The 14,764-nt window shown below is 65.8% G+C and carries 12 protein-coding genes; 7 read left to right on the top strand and 5 right to left on the bottom strand.

Annotated features, from left to right (window positions below; translation table 11 throughout):
- Positions 1–13: 13 nt before the first annotated feature.
- From ureC to urtA, 3 genes are read right to left on the bottom strand one after another with little or no spacing between them, the layout of a single operon-like run.
- Complete coding sequence (gene ureC / locus ABDC78_RS21550; RefSeq protein WP_178361880.1) at positions 14–1,729, bottom strand: urease subunit alpha; 1,716 nt, start codon at positions 1,727–1,729, stop codon at positions 14–16.
- Between the two features lies 1 nt (position 1,730).
- Complete coding sequence (locus ABDC78_RS21555; RefSeq protein ID WP_178361881.1) at positions 1,731–2,438, bottom strand: urease subunit beta; 708 nt, start codon at positions 2,436–2,438, stop codon at positions 1,731–1,733.
- 5 nt (positions 2,439–2,443) lie between these two features.
- On the bottom strand, positions 2,444–3,712 hold the full coding sequence (gene urtA / locus ABDC78_RS21560; protein WP_178361882.1) for an urea ABC transporter substrate-binding protein: 1,269 nt from the start codon (positions 3,710–3,712) through the stop codon (positions 2,444–2,446).
- Between the two features lie 191 nt (positions 3,713–3,903).
- On the opposite strand from urtA, the gene ABDC78_RS21565 reads away from it, so the two are divergent.
- The 3 genes from ABDC78_RS21565 to ABDC78_RS21575 all read left to right on the top strand — a co-directional run bounded on the left by ABDC78_RS21565 (position 3,904) and on the right by ABDC78_RS21575 (position 7,044).
- Positions 3,904–4,923 (top strand): helix-turn-helix transcriptional regulator, encoded by a 1,020-nt coding sequence (locus tag ABDC78_RS21565; protein ID WP_178361883.1) that lies wholly within the window; start codon positions 3,904–3,906, stop codon positions 4,921–4,923.
- A 126-nt stretch (positions 4,924–5,049) separates the two neighbouring features.
- Positions 5,050–6,069 (top strand): LacI family DNA-binding transcriptional regulator, encoded by a 1,020-nt coding sequence (locus tag ABDC78_RS21570; protein WP_178361884.1) that lies wholly within the window; start codon positions 5,050–5,052, stop codon positions 6,067–6,069.
- Positions 6,070–6,141: 72 nt separating this feature from the next.
- Positions 6,142–7,044: an ABC transporter substrate-binding protein gene (locus ABDC78_RS21575; protein ID WP_178361885.1), complete on the top strand. Its 903-nt coding sequence runs from the start codon at positions 6,142–6,144 to the stop codon at positions 7,042–7,044.
- A 5-nt stretch (positions 7,045–7,049) separates the two neighbouring features.
- Here the strand turns inward: ABDC78_RS21575 and ABDC78_RS21580 are convergent, their stop codons facing one another.
- Together ABDC78_RS21580 and ABDC78_RS21585 are read right to left on the bottom strand one after the other, a co-directional pair.
- Positions 7,050–8,177, bottom strand: a complete 1,128-nt coding sequence (locus ABDC78_RS21580; protein ID WP_178361886.1) for an MFS transporter — start codon at positions 8,175–8,177, stop codon at positions 7,050–7,052.
- Between the two features lie 42 nt (positions 8,178–8,219).
- Positions 8,220–9,731, bottom strand: coding sequence for an aldehyde dehydrogenase family protein (locus tag ABDC78_RS21585; RefSeq protein WP_178361887.1), 1,512 nt, complete (start codon positions 9,729–9,731; stop codon positions 8,220–8,222).
- A gap of 256 nt (positions 9,732–9,987) precedes the next feature.
- Between ABDC78_RS21585 and ABDC78_RS21590 the strand changes: the two genes are divergently transcribed.
- The 4 genes from ABDC78_RS21590 to ABDC78_RS21605 are packed head-to-tail and all read left to right on the top strand — an operon-like array spanning position 9,988 to position 14,752.
- Positions 9,988–11,199, top strand: coding sequence for an amino acid ABC transporter substrate-binding protein (locus tag ABDC78_RS21590; RefSeq protein WP_178361888.1), 1,212 nt, complete (start codon positions 9,988–9,990; stop codon positions 11,197–11,199).
- Positions 11,200–11,247: 48 nt separating this feature from the next.
- The gene (locus tag ABDC78_RS21595) at positions 11,248–12,129 is read left to right on the top strand and encodes a branched-chain amino acid ABC transporter permease (protein WP_163894730.1); all 882 of its coding nucleotides are present in this window, start codon (positions 11,248–11,250) and stop codon (positions 12,127–12,129) included.
- Positions 12,126–13,997, top strand: a complete 1,872-nt coding sequence (locus ABDC78_RS21600; protein WP_178361889.1) for a branched-chain amino acid ABC transporter ATP-binding protein/permease — start codon at positions 12,126–12,128, stop codon at positions 13,995–13,997. Before ABDC78_RS21595 ends, ABDC78_RS21600 begins: the two co-directional genes overlap by 4 nt.
- Positions 13,994–14,752, top strand: coding sequence for an ABC transporter ATP-binding protein (locus ABDC78_RS21605; RefSeq protein ID WP_178361890.1), 759 nt, complete (start codon positions 13,994–13,996; stop codon positions 14,750–14,752). Before ABDC78_RS21600 ends, ABDC78_RS21605 begins: the two co-directional genes overlap by 4 nt.
- Positions 14,753–14,764 lie beyond the last annotated feature (12 nt).

A 14,764-nucleotide genomic window follows, 5' to 3' on the forward strand; every position in this document is an offset into this window, starting at 1 on the left:
GTTGTGCTCCTTGCTATTTGAGGGTGTAACGCCGCCCGAGCGGCACACTGCTCATGGGAGTGCTCACACAGGGTTCGCCGTCGACGGTGACGCGGTAGGTGTCGGGTTCGATCGTGATGTTCGGCAGATAGTCGTTGTGCAGCAGGTCGGCCTTGGTCAACGCCCGCGAGCCGCGGCAGGCGACCAACCTGGTTTCCAGACCCAGTCGGTCACCCAGTCCCGCCTCGATCGCCGCGCCCGCCACGAAGTTGACCGACACGTCGGCCGGCGTGCGGCCGAATGCCGCCCACTGCGGGCGGTACCGCAGGGGTTCGCACGTCATCAGCGAGGCATTGGCCTCACCCATCACCGACCACGCCGGGAACCCGCCCTTGAACACCACTTCGGGCCGGATACCGAAGAACTTCGGCTCCCACAGCACGATGTCGGCCAGCTTGCCGGGCTCCAGAGATCCGACCTCGTGGTCGATCCCGAACAACCTCGCGGGGTTGATCGTCAGCTTGGCGACGTAGCGCAGGATGCGTGCGTTGTCGGCGCCGGTGCCCTCGTCGGCGGGCAGCGCGCCCCTGGTGGCCCGCATGTGCGACGCCAGTTGCCAGGTCCGCGCGATGGTCTCACCGATGCGGCCCATCCCCTGGGAATCGGATCCCATCGCCGAGATCGCACCCAGGTCGTGCAGTACGTCCTCGGCGGCGATGGTCTCGCGCCGGATTCTCGACTCGGCGAATGCCACGTCCTCGGGGATCCGCGGGTTGAGGTGGTGGCACACCATCACCATGTCGAGGTGTTCGTCGAACGTGTTGAGCGTGTAGGGATTCGTCGGGTTGGTCGATGAGGGCAGGCAGTACGGTTCGCCGACCACGCGCATGATGTCGGGGGCATGGCCACCGCCCGCGCCCTCGGCGTGATAGGTGTGGATCGGTCGGCCGCCGATCGCGGCCATCGTGTCCTCGAAGAACCCGGACTCGTTGAGGGTGTCGGTGTGGATCTGCACCTGCAGGTCGAGTTCGTCGCCGGCGTCCAGCGATGCGCGGATGGCCGCGGGGGTGGCGCCCCAGTCCTCGTGGATCTTGAAGCCGATCGCCCCCGCCAGACCCTGCTCGATCAACGGGGGGGTGCTCGACGCGCTGCCGTTGCCGATGAATCCGAAGTTCATCGGGAATCCCTCGGCGGAGCGCAGCATCCGTGCCAGGTTGTTCGGCCCCGAGGAGGTGATGCCCACCGTGACGGGGCCCAGACCGCCGCCGATCATCGTGGTGATACCGCTGGAGATGGCTTCCTCGACCAGACCTGCGCTGTCGAAGTGCACGTGCACGTCGATGCCGCCGGCCGTGGCGATCATGCCCTCGCCGGCGCGGATGTCGGTGCCGGCGCCGATGACGAGGTCGGGGTGAACCCCGTCCATCGTGCGCGGATTCCCGGACTTGCCCACCGCCGCGATACGACCGTCACGTATTCCGATGTCGGCCTTGCGAATTCCCAGGACAGCGTCGATGACGAGAACGTTGGTGATGACGAAGTCCAAGGCGCCGCCGGCGTTGGTGAGGTCGCCGTGCACCGCCATGCCCTCGCGCATGGTCTTGCCCCCGCCGAACACCGATTCGTCGCCGTAGACGGTCGCGTCATGCTCGACCTTGGCGAGTAGTTCGGTGTCGGCCAACCGGACCCGGTCCCCGGTGGTGGGTCCGTACAGTTCTGCGTAATGCCTGCGGGAGATGCGATGCGCCACGTCAGGACCCCCGAACCGAATCCAGGAAGCCCTGCGTGCGCAGTCGTCCCACCAACTCGGCGGTGGGTGCGCCCGTCGTCGAACCGTTGGTGACGTCGTTCTGCCCCACGACCACCTGTTCGCCGCCGTACCGTGTGACCGAGACCTCCTGTGCTTCACCGGGTTCGAAGCGAACCGCGGTACCGGAGGGGATGTCCAGGCGCATGCCGAAGGCGGCGGTCCGGTCGAAACGCAGGGCCCGGTTGACTTCGAAGAAGTGGAAATGAGATCCGACCTGGATGGGGCGATCGCCGGTGTTCTCGACGGTGAGGGTCGTGGCGTTGCGGCCCGCGTTGAGCTCCACGTCGCCGTCGCAGGGCAGGATCTCGCCCGGGATGACCGCCGGCTCCTTCGACGCGCCGGCACCGGGGCCGATCGCCTCGTGCACGGTCACCAGTTTCTGGCCGTCGGCGAAGAACGCCTCGACCTGTACCGAGCCCAGTAGCGTTGTCACGCCGGGCATCACGTCGTCGTCGGTCAGCACCGTGGCACCGTGTGCGGCGGCCTCGGCGACCGTCGCACCGGCACGAGCGGCTTCGACCACCTCGTCGGCGATCAGGGCGCGGGCCTCGGCGTAACTCAGTGCCAGCCCCGCGGAGCGGTGCTTGCGTGCGAGCTCTGCCGCCAGGAACAGCAGCAGTCGGTCCTCGTCTTTGGGCGTGAGATGCATGGTCTTCAGCCCGTGATTCCCTCGGCCCACGGATAGCCGTCGAGGTAGGGGTCGGGTTCGATCGGTGCCGGCGACGCCCAGACCTGGTAGATCAGCCCATCGTCGGCGACGCGGCCGATCCGCGCGGTCTTGGTGACGTGGTGGTTCTCGCCGTCGATGCTGACGGTGCCCTCGGGTGCGTCGACGGTGACGCCGTCGGCAGTCGCCTGGATGTCGGCGACCTCGAAAGAGTTGGCCTTCTCGACGTTCGCCTTCCACAGCATGACCGCTGTGTAGGCCGATTCCATCGGGTCGGACGTCACGCGGTCCGCTCCGAACCTCGTCTTGAAGTCGGCGACGAACTGGGTGTTCTGCGGCGAATCCAGAGTCTGGTAGTAGTTCCACGACGACAGTTGGCCGACGAGTGTGTCGGGGCCGATGCTGCGGACCTCCTCCTCTCCGACGCACATGGACATCACCGGCATCGCTTCCGCAGTCAACCCGGCGGCGCGGTACTCGCGGAAGAACGCCACCAACGAGTCGCCGACCACGACGTTGAACACCGCGTCGGCGCCGGCGGCACGGATCTTGTTGACGATCGTCGAGAAGTCGGTGCTGCCAAGTGGGGTGTAGTCCTCGCCCTTGATCTCGATGCCGTTGGCCTCCGCGTACGCCTTGACGATCGCGTTGGACGTCCTGGGGAACACGTAGTCGCTGCCGACCAGGTACAGCGACTTCACTCCCTGCTGCTTGAGGTAGTCCAGCGCAGGGATGATCTGCTGGTTGGTGGTCGCGCCGGTGTAGAAGATGTTGGGTGAGCTCTCCAGGCCCTCGTACTGCTGGCCGTAGTAGAGCAGCGCATTGGCGTTCTCGAACGCCGGCAGCATTGCTTTGCGGCTCGCCGAGGTGTAGCCGCCGAATACCACAGCGACACAGTCGGATTGCACCAGTTTCTGCGCCTTCTCGGCGAACACGGTCGGCTCCGATGCGCCGTCCTCGCCGATCAGGTCGAGCTGCTTGCCCAGCACGCCGCCGGAGGCGTTGACCTGCTCGACGGCCAGCACGATCGCGTCGCGGATCACGGACTCGCTGACCGCCAGGCCACCGGACAGCGAGTTGATCGCCCCGACCTTCACGGTCTCGCCCGAGGTGTCGGCGCAGCCTGCCTGTGCGGCGGCGGCGTTCTCGTCGCCCGCCCTGCTGCCGCAGCCGGCGGCCAGCAGCGTCACCGCTGTCGCCAGCGCGAGAGTTCGGTGCCTGAACCGGCCGGTGGAACCTATCGATGAACCAAACATGTGAGGTACGCCTTCTGCTTCGTGCCGTCAGCTCGGGCACCGCACTGTGCCGTCGTTCCTGGGTGCCCGCCAGCGTAGGAACGGCACGACCCGGGTGACTATGGGACGAATCTCCCATTTGCCGCCGGTGTTTGCGTGTCCGCCCCGGCAGCGAAACACTGCGGAAACGTCGGCTGTTGATGATGTGCGAGATGGCAGGCACCTACGGAGACGTGCTGGGCAGCACCGCCAGCATCGAGACGCGCGCGCACGAGATGCTCGATGCGCTCGGTTCGCGCGCCGCCTCCTCGGCTTCGGCGATCTGCCTGTGGGACCCGATCGCCCGCAACCACGTCGCGATCGCCAACCACGATTACCCCGACGAGGTGATCGCCCACCTCAACACGTGGTTCATCGACCACGACCCGCTGTTCGAATCGATGTGCAGCCGGGACCTCGGCGCGCTGCGCTGGCGCGATTTCCCGGACTACCGCAGCACGTACTCGGTCACGTCCGTGTTCACCCCCGCAGGATTCGACGAAGGTCTGTCTGCGCGCCTGGTCACCGCCGACGGCAGCTACGCAGGCACGATCCACGTCAACTGCGACGACCCGCGCTATCCGAGCGACGACGACGTCCTGGAGATCAACGCGCTGCGCCGGCAGATGGCCGAGCATCTGGACTTCTCGCTGCGGCCCCGCATGGTCGCCGAACTACTCTCACCCGACGCCCAGGCATGGGCCGTCGACGACGCCGGACGCACGCACCTGTTGCGACGCGGAGATGCGTTCGAAAACCCGTTGGACATCCCGCTGGTGTCGGACATGGCGATGGCCACCCAAGCGCTCGGCGCGCACCTACGGCCGGACGCGACACGGTGGCACGACGGCTCGTCCTGGCTGCACGCCCGCCACATCTCCACCTCGCCGCGCTATCGCGGTGACAGCCTCAGCGGTGTGATCCTGGTCAGCAGAGCCGAACTGCCCTTCGGCATCACGCCTCGCGAACTCGACGCCCTGACCCTGGCCGTGCTCGGCCTGACCAACAACCAGATCGCCGGTCGCCTGTTCATCAGCGCCCGCACCGCCGGTCACCACGTCGAGAATGCGATCGTCAAACTCGGGGCGAGCAATCGCGCGTCGTGTGTCTCGCTGGCGATGTCATGGGGTCTGGTGTCAGGGCGCATCCTGGCCGACCTGAACGCGGCGAGCGTGGCCCGCGAACTCGCCTGACGGTTCCGGGGCCGGGTAGGCCTTGCGAACGATTGCACCGCATCGGCTTGTTCGCAGCCATCGGGCGGTAATCTGACTCCGGAGCCCATCAGCCCGGGCTCCAGGGAGGGTAGGGGAGCTCCGAGCATGCCGCGGCGAGTGACGATCGATGACGTGGCACGCCTGGCCGAGGTCCACAAGGCGACCGTGTCGCGCGCGCTCAACGCCCAGACCCGGGACCAGGTCAACGCCGAGACACTCAAGCGTGTCAAGCGCGCGGCGCGCCAACTCGGTTACGTTCCGAACGCGATGGCACGCGGACTGCGCACCAGCAGGTCGATGACGATCGGCGTGATCATCCCCGACCTGATGAACCCGATCTTCCCGCCCATCATCCGCGGCATCGAACACGTGTTGCAGGCCCAGGGGTACACCGTGCTCATCGCCAACACCGACTCCCATGACGATGTGGAGATCTCGGTTCTCGAGTCGTTGTTGCAGCGCAGGGTCGACGGTTTCATCCTCGCGACCGGGCGGCTCGACGATCACACCGTCGTCGACGAGGCGACGGCGGCCGACGTGCCCGTCGTGTTGGTGAACCGCGGGGCGGGACTGGGCGGATTCCCGTTGGTCTCCGGTGACAATGCACACGGAATCGACCTGGCGCTGGCCCATCTGCTCGATCTCGGGCATCGGCACATCGTCCATGCGGCCGGCCCTCTGAATTTCTCGACCACCCGCTCGCGCGCCGAGGCATTCGAAGCCGCAGCGACGAAGGCGGGTGTCGAGCACGGCACCATCTACGCCTCGGGCCTGACCATCGAAGCCGGTTTCGACGTCGCCGATCAGATTCTTGCGGGCCGGGGCGCGTGTCCCACCGCGTTGGTCGCCGGGAACGATCTCGTGGCGCTCGGCCTGATCCGAAGACTGCGGGCGGAAGGTCTGCGCTGCCCGGAAGACGTGTCGGTGGTCGGGTTCAACGACATGCCCTTCGCGGAGGATTTCTGGCCGCCGTTGACGACGGTGCACATGCCCCTGCGCGAGATCGGAGCCGAGGCCGCCCGGTTGTTGTTGCGCGGCATCGATGCCGGTGCGCAGGAAGGTGCGACGGTGACGCTGCCGGTCTCGCTGGTGGTCCGCGGTTCCACCGGACCTGTCGGCGGCTGACGGGCTCGGCGGTCGACAGGCCGGCGCTACGGGTACGCTGCAGAACACTGCCACTACAATCGATTGCAGCCGATGGATCAGCTCACGCTCGGGGTCTTCAGCCCTTCGGTACTCCTCGACGTCGCCCGAACGACAGGCTGGCTGGCGGACGCCGATCTTGAGGTCCGTGACGTCCCGGTGCGCTCATCGCCCGCGCAGTTCGCGTCCCTGCAGGGAGGCGAGTACGACGCCGTCTTCACCAGTCCCGACAATGTGTTGGCCTACCGGTTCCTGCCCGCGAACCCGTTGGGCGAGTTGCTCGATGTGGAGATCGTCGCCGGAATCGACCGCGGCCTCGGGTTGTGTCTGGGGGTGCGCCCGGACGTCGCCGATCCTGCCGACCTGCGCGGCGGACGCCTCGGCGTTGATGTCCCGAACTCCGGCTTTGCTTTCGTCGCCTACGCGCTGCTGGAGGAACTCGGCCTCTCGAGACACGATGTCGAGATCGTCGCACTCGGTTCAACACCGCAGCGGGCCAACGCGTTACACACCGGCGGCTGCGATGTGACGGTCCTCAACGCGGGCAATGAACTCATCGCCCGCGGACAGGGATGCTCGCTACTGGCGGACGTCACGTCCCTCGGGCCCTATCTGGGAACGGTCCTTGCGCGCATGCGGCAGGCACCCGGAGCCGAGGCGGTGGACAGGCTGGTGCACGTTCTGGGCGATACGGCGGATGCCATCCGCAGCGGTGCACTCGAGCGAGAAGCCGTCGAGGCCGCTGCCCGGTTGCTCGGTCTTGCAACGGAACTGGCCGGCGAACACGTGGCGCTATTGCGGGATCCGGCGCGGGGGCTGATCCCCGACGGAACGGTGGACGTAGCGTCGCTCAGTACGCTCGTGGAGCTTCGTCGCCGGTTCCTGCCTTCTCCCGAGCTCGACGGCCTGACGTCGCGTCTCGACGAAGTGGCGCGAGACGGCGTTCTGGTCACCTGACGGCGTCATTCGCGCTCCACGTATCTGGCGCGGGCAATGCTGGTGGTGATTGCGAACACCACGGCCACGACGGTGCTCACCGCGAACAGCAAGCCGAAGCGGTGTCCTCCGGCAGCCAGGTTTCCCACTGCTGCGCCGATCGACGCACCGACGAACAGTGCTATGGAGAAGAACGACATCCCGATCGCCCGACCGTCGGCGACGGCATCGGTCATCCAGGTCTGCATCGTAGTGTGACCGAGCGCCCACGCCAGACCGAGCAGCGACGCCGCCACGACCACACCGGCGGTCGAGACATCGATGGCGACAGCGGTGTACGCCCCGATGATCGAGAGCCCTGCCAAGAGCATGAGCACCCAGGACGGCCACCGGCCGAGGATGAGCTTCATGAGTTGGCTCACGATCACTACGGCGGCGCCGAAAGTGGCAGTCGCCAGGCCTGCGGCCAGGACGCTGACTCCCGTGGCCTGCAAGGCCACTGCGAGGTAGTTGAACACTCCGATCAGCAGAGCGCCCTCGACCACGGTGAAAACGAGAATCATCAGCGCCCAACGGTTCCCGGCCAGCCGCCTGATCGACGGTAGTAGCCGCTCGGTTGTTCCTGACGCAGACTCCGTCAGGCGGGTCAGGCAGACGGTCAACACGACACAGAAGGCAGCGACGGTTGCGTAGACCCAGCGCCAGCCGAACCATTGGGCGACCACTCCGGCGCCCAGAGTTCCTGCGGCAAGACCCAGTGAGATCGCGGCTGCGAGGTTCGCCGTGGCGACGGCACGCTGTCTGAGCGCAAGGGTGTCCCCGTAGTAGATCAGCACTGTGGTGATGGTCGCGGAGAAGGCTGCTCCCGAGAGTCCCCGCATGACGCTGTACATCAGCGCGTCGGTTGCCAAGGCCGATCCGACATTGGCCAGTCCCGCCAGGGCCGTGGACACCACGAGCACCCGGACCCGTCCGAACCGGGCCGCCGATGTGCTCCACACCAACTGCAGAGCGGCGTACGAGACCGCGTAGACGGTGAGGGACTGACCCACCGCTTCGATCGGAGCGCCGAGGTCCTCGGCGATCACCGGCACCAGCGTCGGCATCACCGAACGATCGATCATCGAGACAAAAGCGGCAATGACGAGAATCATTGGGCTGTTGCAGGTTTGGCAACTCCGGCTGAGGGTGGCGGATCAGCCACGGGGTGGCCACACCGGGATCTCGCCCCGGCCGGACCGAAACCGCACCGCCTTGGACCGCACGAACTCCTGCAATGTCTCCGGGGCGTTCTCGCGCCCGAATCCGCTGCCCTTGATGCCGCCGAACGGCGATCCCAGAAAGGAACGCCGCATGTAGTTGTTGACGAAGATCATGCCTGCTTCGAGTCGTTGCGCGACCTGCCAGGCCCGCGCTTCGTCCCGGGTGATCATGGCCGCAGTCAGCCCGTAGGCAGTGCCGTTCGCGATGTCGATCGCCTCGTCGATGGTCGAGTAGCGCATGACGAGTGCGATGGGCCCGAAGATCTCTTCCTGACCCACCGTCGAATCCGGAGTCACATCGGCGAGCACCGTCGGCGGCACCCAGTAGCCGTCGGCGTACATCGCATCGGAGGGCACCGACCCCTGGGCCACCACCCGCGCGCCCTCGTCGAGCGCGGTCTGTAGATAGCCGAGCACGCGATCACGTTGTCGGGCATCCACCATCGGGCCGACATCCGTGCGCGGATCGAGGCCGTCACCGACCACCAGAGCGGTCGATGCCTCGGCGAACCGCTCCAGGAACGTGTCGTACACGTCGTGGTGCACGAGGATTCGCGCGGTGGACGTGCACGCCTCGCCCTGGTTGTAGAACATACCCTCGATGGACACCTCCACGGCGAGGTCCAGATCGGCGTCAGGGAACACGATGAGTGCGTTCTTGCCGCCGAGTTCCATGGTTGCGTAGGTGAGGTTCTGCGCCGCAGTTTCCAGCACGCGTCGCCCGGTCGCCGTCGCCCCGGTGAAGCTGATCCTCTCGACCAGGGGGTGACCGGCCAGTGCGGCGCCGGCGTCCAGTCCCGGTACCGCGTTGAGCACCCCGGGCGGCAACACCTCGTTGGCGATCTCGACGAGGCGGAGCACCGTCAGCGGCGCCTGCTCGCCGGGCTTGATCACCACGGTGTTGCCGGTGATCAATGCCGGCGCACCCTTTTTCGCGAAGTGAATCGGTGGCCAGTTGAAGGGCAGGATGCACGCGACGACACCGTAGGGTTCGTAGAGGACGCGGGTTTCGATGGGGCCCTGGTCGATGATCTCGCCGGGCAGGCTGTCGCCGAGGCCGGCGAAGAAATCGAAACAGGTGGAGCTGAAAGAGACGTCGTTGGCCAGTGCGTCGCGCTTGGGCTTGCCGTTTTCGCGGGAGACGAGTTCGCCGAGTTCGTCGGCGTGGGCACGGATCCGCTCGGCCACCTCCTTAAGGTACGCGCCGCGTTGGCGGCCCGACAGCGCCCGCCAGGCCGGCAGGGCCCGGCGGGCCGAGTGCACGGCCCGGTCGACCAGTGCCGCGTCGGCAGAGACGACCCTGGCCAGCGGTCGGGCCGTCGATGGCTCGACGACCTCGAAGGTCTCCTGGTCGCCGACGGGGACGAAGCCGCCGTCGATGAATGCTCCCCACTGCGTGCGTTCCAGCGCGCCGGGCCTGCTGACCGCGGTGTCGGTCGTCGTCATGATCACTCCGAGGGTCTGTGGTCAACTTTGTGCAATCGATTGCACTTGACTATAGGCCGCCGCGTGAACCAGGCGAATGGAAATGGCCGATAAGTAGCCATCGGGCGCCAAAATCACCGTGCCCGTTGAAACGGGTCCGCATCTGCCGTTGACACCCGCCGCAAGCATGTGTGACGATTCACTGCAATCGATTGCAGGTGAGCTACGCAACAGTTTGGCTCTGTTCAGGGCAATCGGTCTGACAGAGAGGTTGGACATGCGCATAACCACTGCTCTTCGCGGGGTTGCGGCAGCAGCTGCGATCGCGCTGGCAGCGACAGGGTGTTCCGCTGATGGCGGCGGTGACAGTGACACCATCCGCGTCGGTGCTTCGCTTCCACTGACCGGCGAGTTCAGTCAGGGCGGCCTCGACACGCAACGAGGCTACGAAACCTGGGTCGAGATGACCAATGAGGCCGGCGGGTTGATGGGCAAGCAGGTCGAGATCGTCGTCAAAGACGACGCCACCCAACAGGAGACGGCGGTCAGCAACTACAACAACCTCATCTCCCAGGACGGGGTCGACCTGCTTCTCGGCAGCCAGTCCTCGCTGTTGAACATCCCGGCCTCGGCCATCGCCGAGAAGAACAAGATGCTCTTCGTCTGCCCATCCTGCGGATCGCCGGACATGTTCAACCGCGGCTTCAAGTACATTTTCTTCTCGCAGCAGGCCATTGCCACCGACCAGGCGAAGGTGTTCGCCGAGTGGATCGCCAACCTGCCGCCCGACCAGCGCCCCAAGACTGCCGCGTACCCATCGCTTGATGATCCGTTCGCCGGCCCCGTCGTCGAAGGCGCCGAGAAGATCCTCTCCGCGGCAGGCATTCAGACCGTATACAAGGACCAGTACCCGGCCACCACCAAGAACTTCGATTCAGTAGTCAACGCGATACGTGATGCCGGAGCGGAAATCGTGCTCCAGGGAGCACAATTCGAAGACGGGGTCAACATGATCCGCTCGATGAACCGAGCGAACTACCAGCCGGCGTTCCTGTATCAGAGCAGCTCGCCCACCTATGGGCAGCAGTACCTGGACGCGGTCGGCGCAGACAATGCCGAGGGGGTGTTCTTCTCGTCGAGCTACAGCACGCTGGCGGACACCACTCAGAACGCGGAGTTCGTCCAGCGATTCGAGGAGAAGTTCGGCCAGAGCCCGCCTGAGGATGCCGCCGACGGGTTCGCCGCGGGTCAGGTGCTCGCCGCCGCGATCAATGGGGTCGGATCGTTCGACGATCAGCTTGCGCTCGCAGATTGGCTGCGCGGCAACAGCGTTGACACCGTACTCGGCAACCTGAGCTGGAACGAGGACGGCAGCCCGAAGGGGGACTTCCTCGTAGGCCAGTGGCAGAGCGGCGTGTCGCAGGTCGTGTTACCCACCGATGTCTCCACTTCCGATCAGATCATGCGCTGGCGCGGCGGCGACATCTGATGATCTCGGCATACCGACATCCCTGTTCTGTTTAGGAGCTGAAGTTCCATGACATCCCTTGTCCAAACGCTCATCCTCGGCCTGCTCGTCGGCGCGCTGTACGCGCTGATGGCGTCCGGGCTGACCCTGATCTTCGGGGTCATGCGGGTGATCAACCTCGCCCACGGCGCCTTCGCCGTGCTCGCGGCGTTCCTGACCTACACCCTGTGGAAGCAACTCGGACTGGACCCTCTGCTGTCCATCCCGATCGTCATGGCGGTGATGTTCGGGTTCGGTTGGCTGGTCTACGTCCTGGTGATCCGCCACGTCCGTGGCGCACATGTCACCATGACGGTGCTGGCGACGTTCGGGATCGCGTTGATGCTCGAGGGCATCATGGGCTTCATCTGGGGCAATACCTCGAGCACCGTGGTGGTGTCCTACACCGACGCCTCGCTGACGCTGGGTTCGATCTACGTACCGCAGGCCATGCTCATCGCCGCGGTCATCGCGGTCGCGGTGATGGGCGCGCTCTACTTGTTGCTCAACCACACGTGGGCGGGCCGGGCGATCCGCGCGGCCTCGTCCAATGAGAGTGGCGCGCTGCTGGTGGGGGTGAGCGTAGCGACAATCGCCGCGCTCACCTTCGCCATCGGTGTGGCCACTCTCGGCGCCGGCGGGGCGATGCTCTCCACCATCTACCCGTTCCTGCCCGGAACGCACTACCAGTGGATCGCCCGACTGCTGGCGATCGTGGTTCTCGGTGGTCTCGGCAGCCTGCCGGGCGCTGTCCTCGGCGCCTTGGTGATCGGCGTCGGGGAGATGGCGGCCACCGCCTACGTGGGAGCAGCCTGGCCGGTGGCCGTGCCGTTCCTGGTCATCATCGTCGTGCTGATCACCAGGCCGCAGGGCCTGCTCGGCACCCGACTCAGAGAGGACGCGGTGGCATGAGTACCCCTACGACCACCAGAACCCGTCTGCTCGATCCGAACCTGCACACCTGGGTGACCCGCGGACTGGTCGCTGTCGCGGCTGTTGTCATCCTCCTCTTCCCGTTGTCGCCCAGCATGTCCGCGCAGAACATCGTCATCTTGTCGCTGGTACTCGCCATCGGCGCCAGCGGACTGAACATCATCACCGGCTTCACCGGCTACCTGTCGCTCAGCCAGGGTGCGTTCATCGGGATCGGCGCCTACGTCGGTGCGATCCTGTCGAATCGTTTCACCGACATCGAACCACTGCTGTGGGTCCCGCTGGCCGGCATCATCGCCGCCGGCATCGCGATGCTGCTCGGTCTGGTCACCTACCGATCGCGCGGCCCGGCGTTCGTCATCATCACGGTCGCGTTCCTGTTCCTCATCCAATTCGTCGCCATCGAGTGGGTACCGGTCACCAATGGCTCCGCCGGTCTGACGCTGCCGCTGCCGGATTGGCCTGATTCCTGGGGCAATTGGCCATTCCACCTGTGCCTGTGTGTGCTGCTCGGGCTGTCGCTGCTCATGACGTGGTGGATCCGGCGCACCAAGTTCGGCATGGGCCTGATCGCCATCCGCGAGGACGAGGGCAAAGCAGGCACCATCGGTGTCAACGCGCCCGTCTACAAACTGCTCGCGTTCGGAGCCAGCGCGTTGTTCGTCGGCATGGCCGGTTCGGTGTACGGGTACTACCTGTCCTTCGTCGACCCGATCGGCATGTTCTCCATCATCACCAGCGCGCTGATCGTGCTCTCCGTCATTCTCGGTGGCCGCGGCACCCTGTTCGGTCCGGTGCTGGGCGCCTTCATCATCCAGCCGGTCAACATCTATGCCAACCAGGCATTCGGTGGCGGCAACGCCCGCCTGGTCCTGTTCGGTGGCTTGCTGATCCTGCTGGTGATCCTGCTCCCCAAGGGCATTCTGCCGACCCTGGCCGGCCTGATCGAGAAGGCGAGAACCCAAGGCACGGTCGGGCTTTCAGGTGCCCGGCTCAATCCGCTGGATCGTCCGGCGGCCACCGCCGAGGTCCGCAGGCCCGAACCGACCGGCAAGACCCTGCTCGAGGTCCGCGGCCTGCACAAGAGCTTCGGCGGTAACCACGCCGTCAACGACTGCAGTTTCACGGTGCCTGAAGGATCGATCACGGCGTTGATCGGACCGAACGGATCGGGCAAGACGACGGTGTTCAATCTGATCTCCGGGACCATGGCACCCGACAAGGGCGAAATCCTCTTGAACGGTGAACATCTCGAAGGACTGTCACCGTGGTCGCGCGCCCACCGCGGGGTCGGCCGGACCTTCCAGATCACCCGGCTGTTCCGGGAGATGACGGTGCTCGAGAACGTCGTCTCGCCGCTGCGGGACTTCTCGGTGGGCCAACTCGGGCTGGGTGCGGTCAGCGGATCCGAAGCCGCTCGCGCCGAGGAACTGCTCGAGTTCGTAGGCATGGCCGCCTACCGTGACGCCCGGGCCGGAGCACTGTCCTACGGCCAGCAGAAGCTCGTCGAACTCGCTCAGGTGCTCATGCTGGATCCGAAGCTGATCCTGCTCGACGAGCCGGCCGGTGGCATCAACCCGACTTTGATCGAGCGGATGGGGGACCTGATCCGCGAACTGAATGCCAAGGGCACGACGTTCCTGCTGGTCGAACACAACATGCCGTTCGTGGTCGGATTGTGCGACCCCATCCGGGTGCTGGCCCGCGGAGCGGTGATCGCACAGGGGACACCGGAGCAGATTCAGAAGGATCCGCTGGTGCTCGACGCCTATCTCGGCGACGACTACCTGCTCGAGGCACCGTCCAAGGGCACCAGCGTCTCAGTGGTGGAAAGGAATCCCGCATGATCCGACTCGAAGGAGTGGTCGCCGGTTATGGCGGCGGCAATGTCCTCCAGGGTGTTGATCTCGAGGTCGCGGCCGGAGAACTCGGCTGCATCGTCGGACCGAACGGCGCCGGAAAGTCCACCGTGTTGCGCGCGGTGAGCGGGATCCTCAAGCCGAGCGCGGGCCGAATCCTGCTCGACGGCAAAGACATCACCGGGATGGCGCCCGATGCGGTGCTGGGCTGCGGCGTCACTCAGGTTCCGCAGAGCAACGGGCTCTTCCCGACGCTCACCGTCAAAGAAAACATCCTGATGGGCGCGTACGTCATCCGCCGCCAGCGCGCACTGGTGAAGCAGCGCTACGACGAGGTGCTCGACATGTTCCCGCTGGTGAAGGACAAGACCGGGATCCGCTGCGGCAACCTCTCGGGCGGGCAGCGGCGCATGGTGGAGTTCGCACGCTCCCTCATGCTGGATCCCAAACTGGTCCTGCTCGACGAGCCGTCGCTTGGCCTGGACCCGAAATCGCTCACCGTCATCGACGAAGCCGTGGCGATCATGCGCTCCAGCGGCAAAGCCGTGCTGATGGTGGAGCAGAACGTCCGGTTCGGCCTCCGGATGGCATCCAGCGGCATCGTGATGGAAAGCGGACGGGTATTACTCACCGGCCCAGCACAATCCGTGCTCAACAACCCCGAGATCGCTGATCTCTACTTCGGCGGAGCGGTACAGGCACCTGCCGCCTCCGACACCCCGGCCACCCAACCCACGGCCTGAAGAGAATAGGAA

It is taken from the genome of Mycobacterium sp. DL (genome assembly GCF_039729195.1).
Lineage (GTDB): Bacteria > Actinomycetota > Actinomycetes > Mycobacteriales > Mycobacteriaceae > Mycobacterium > Mycobacterium hippocampi_A.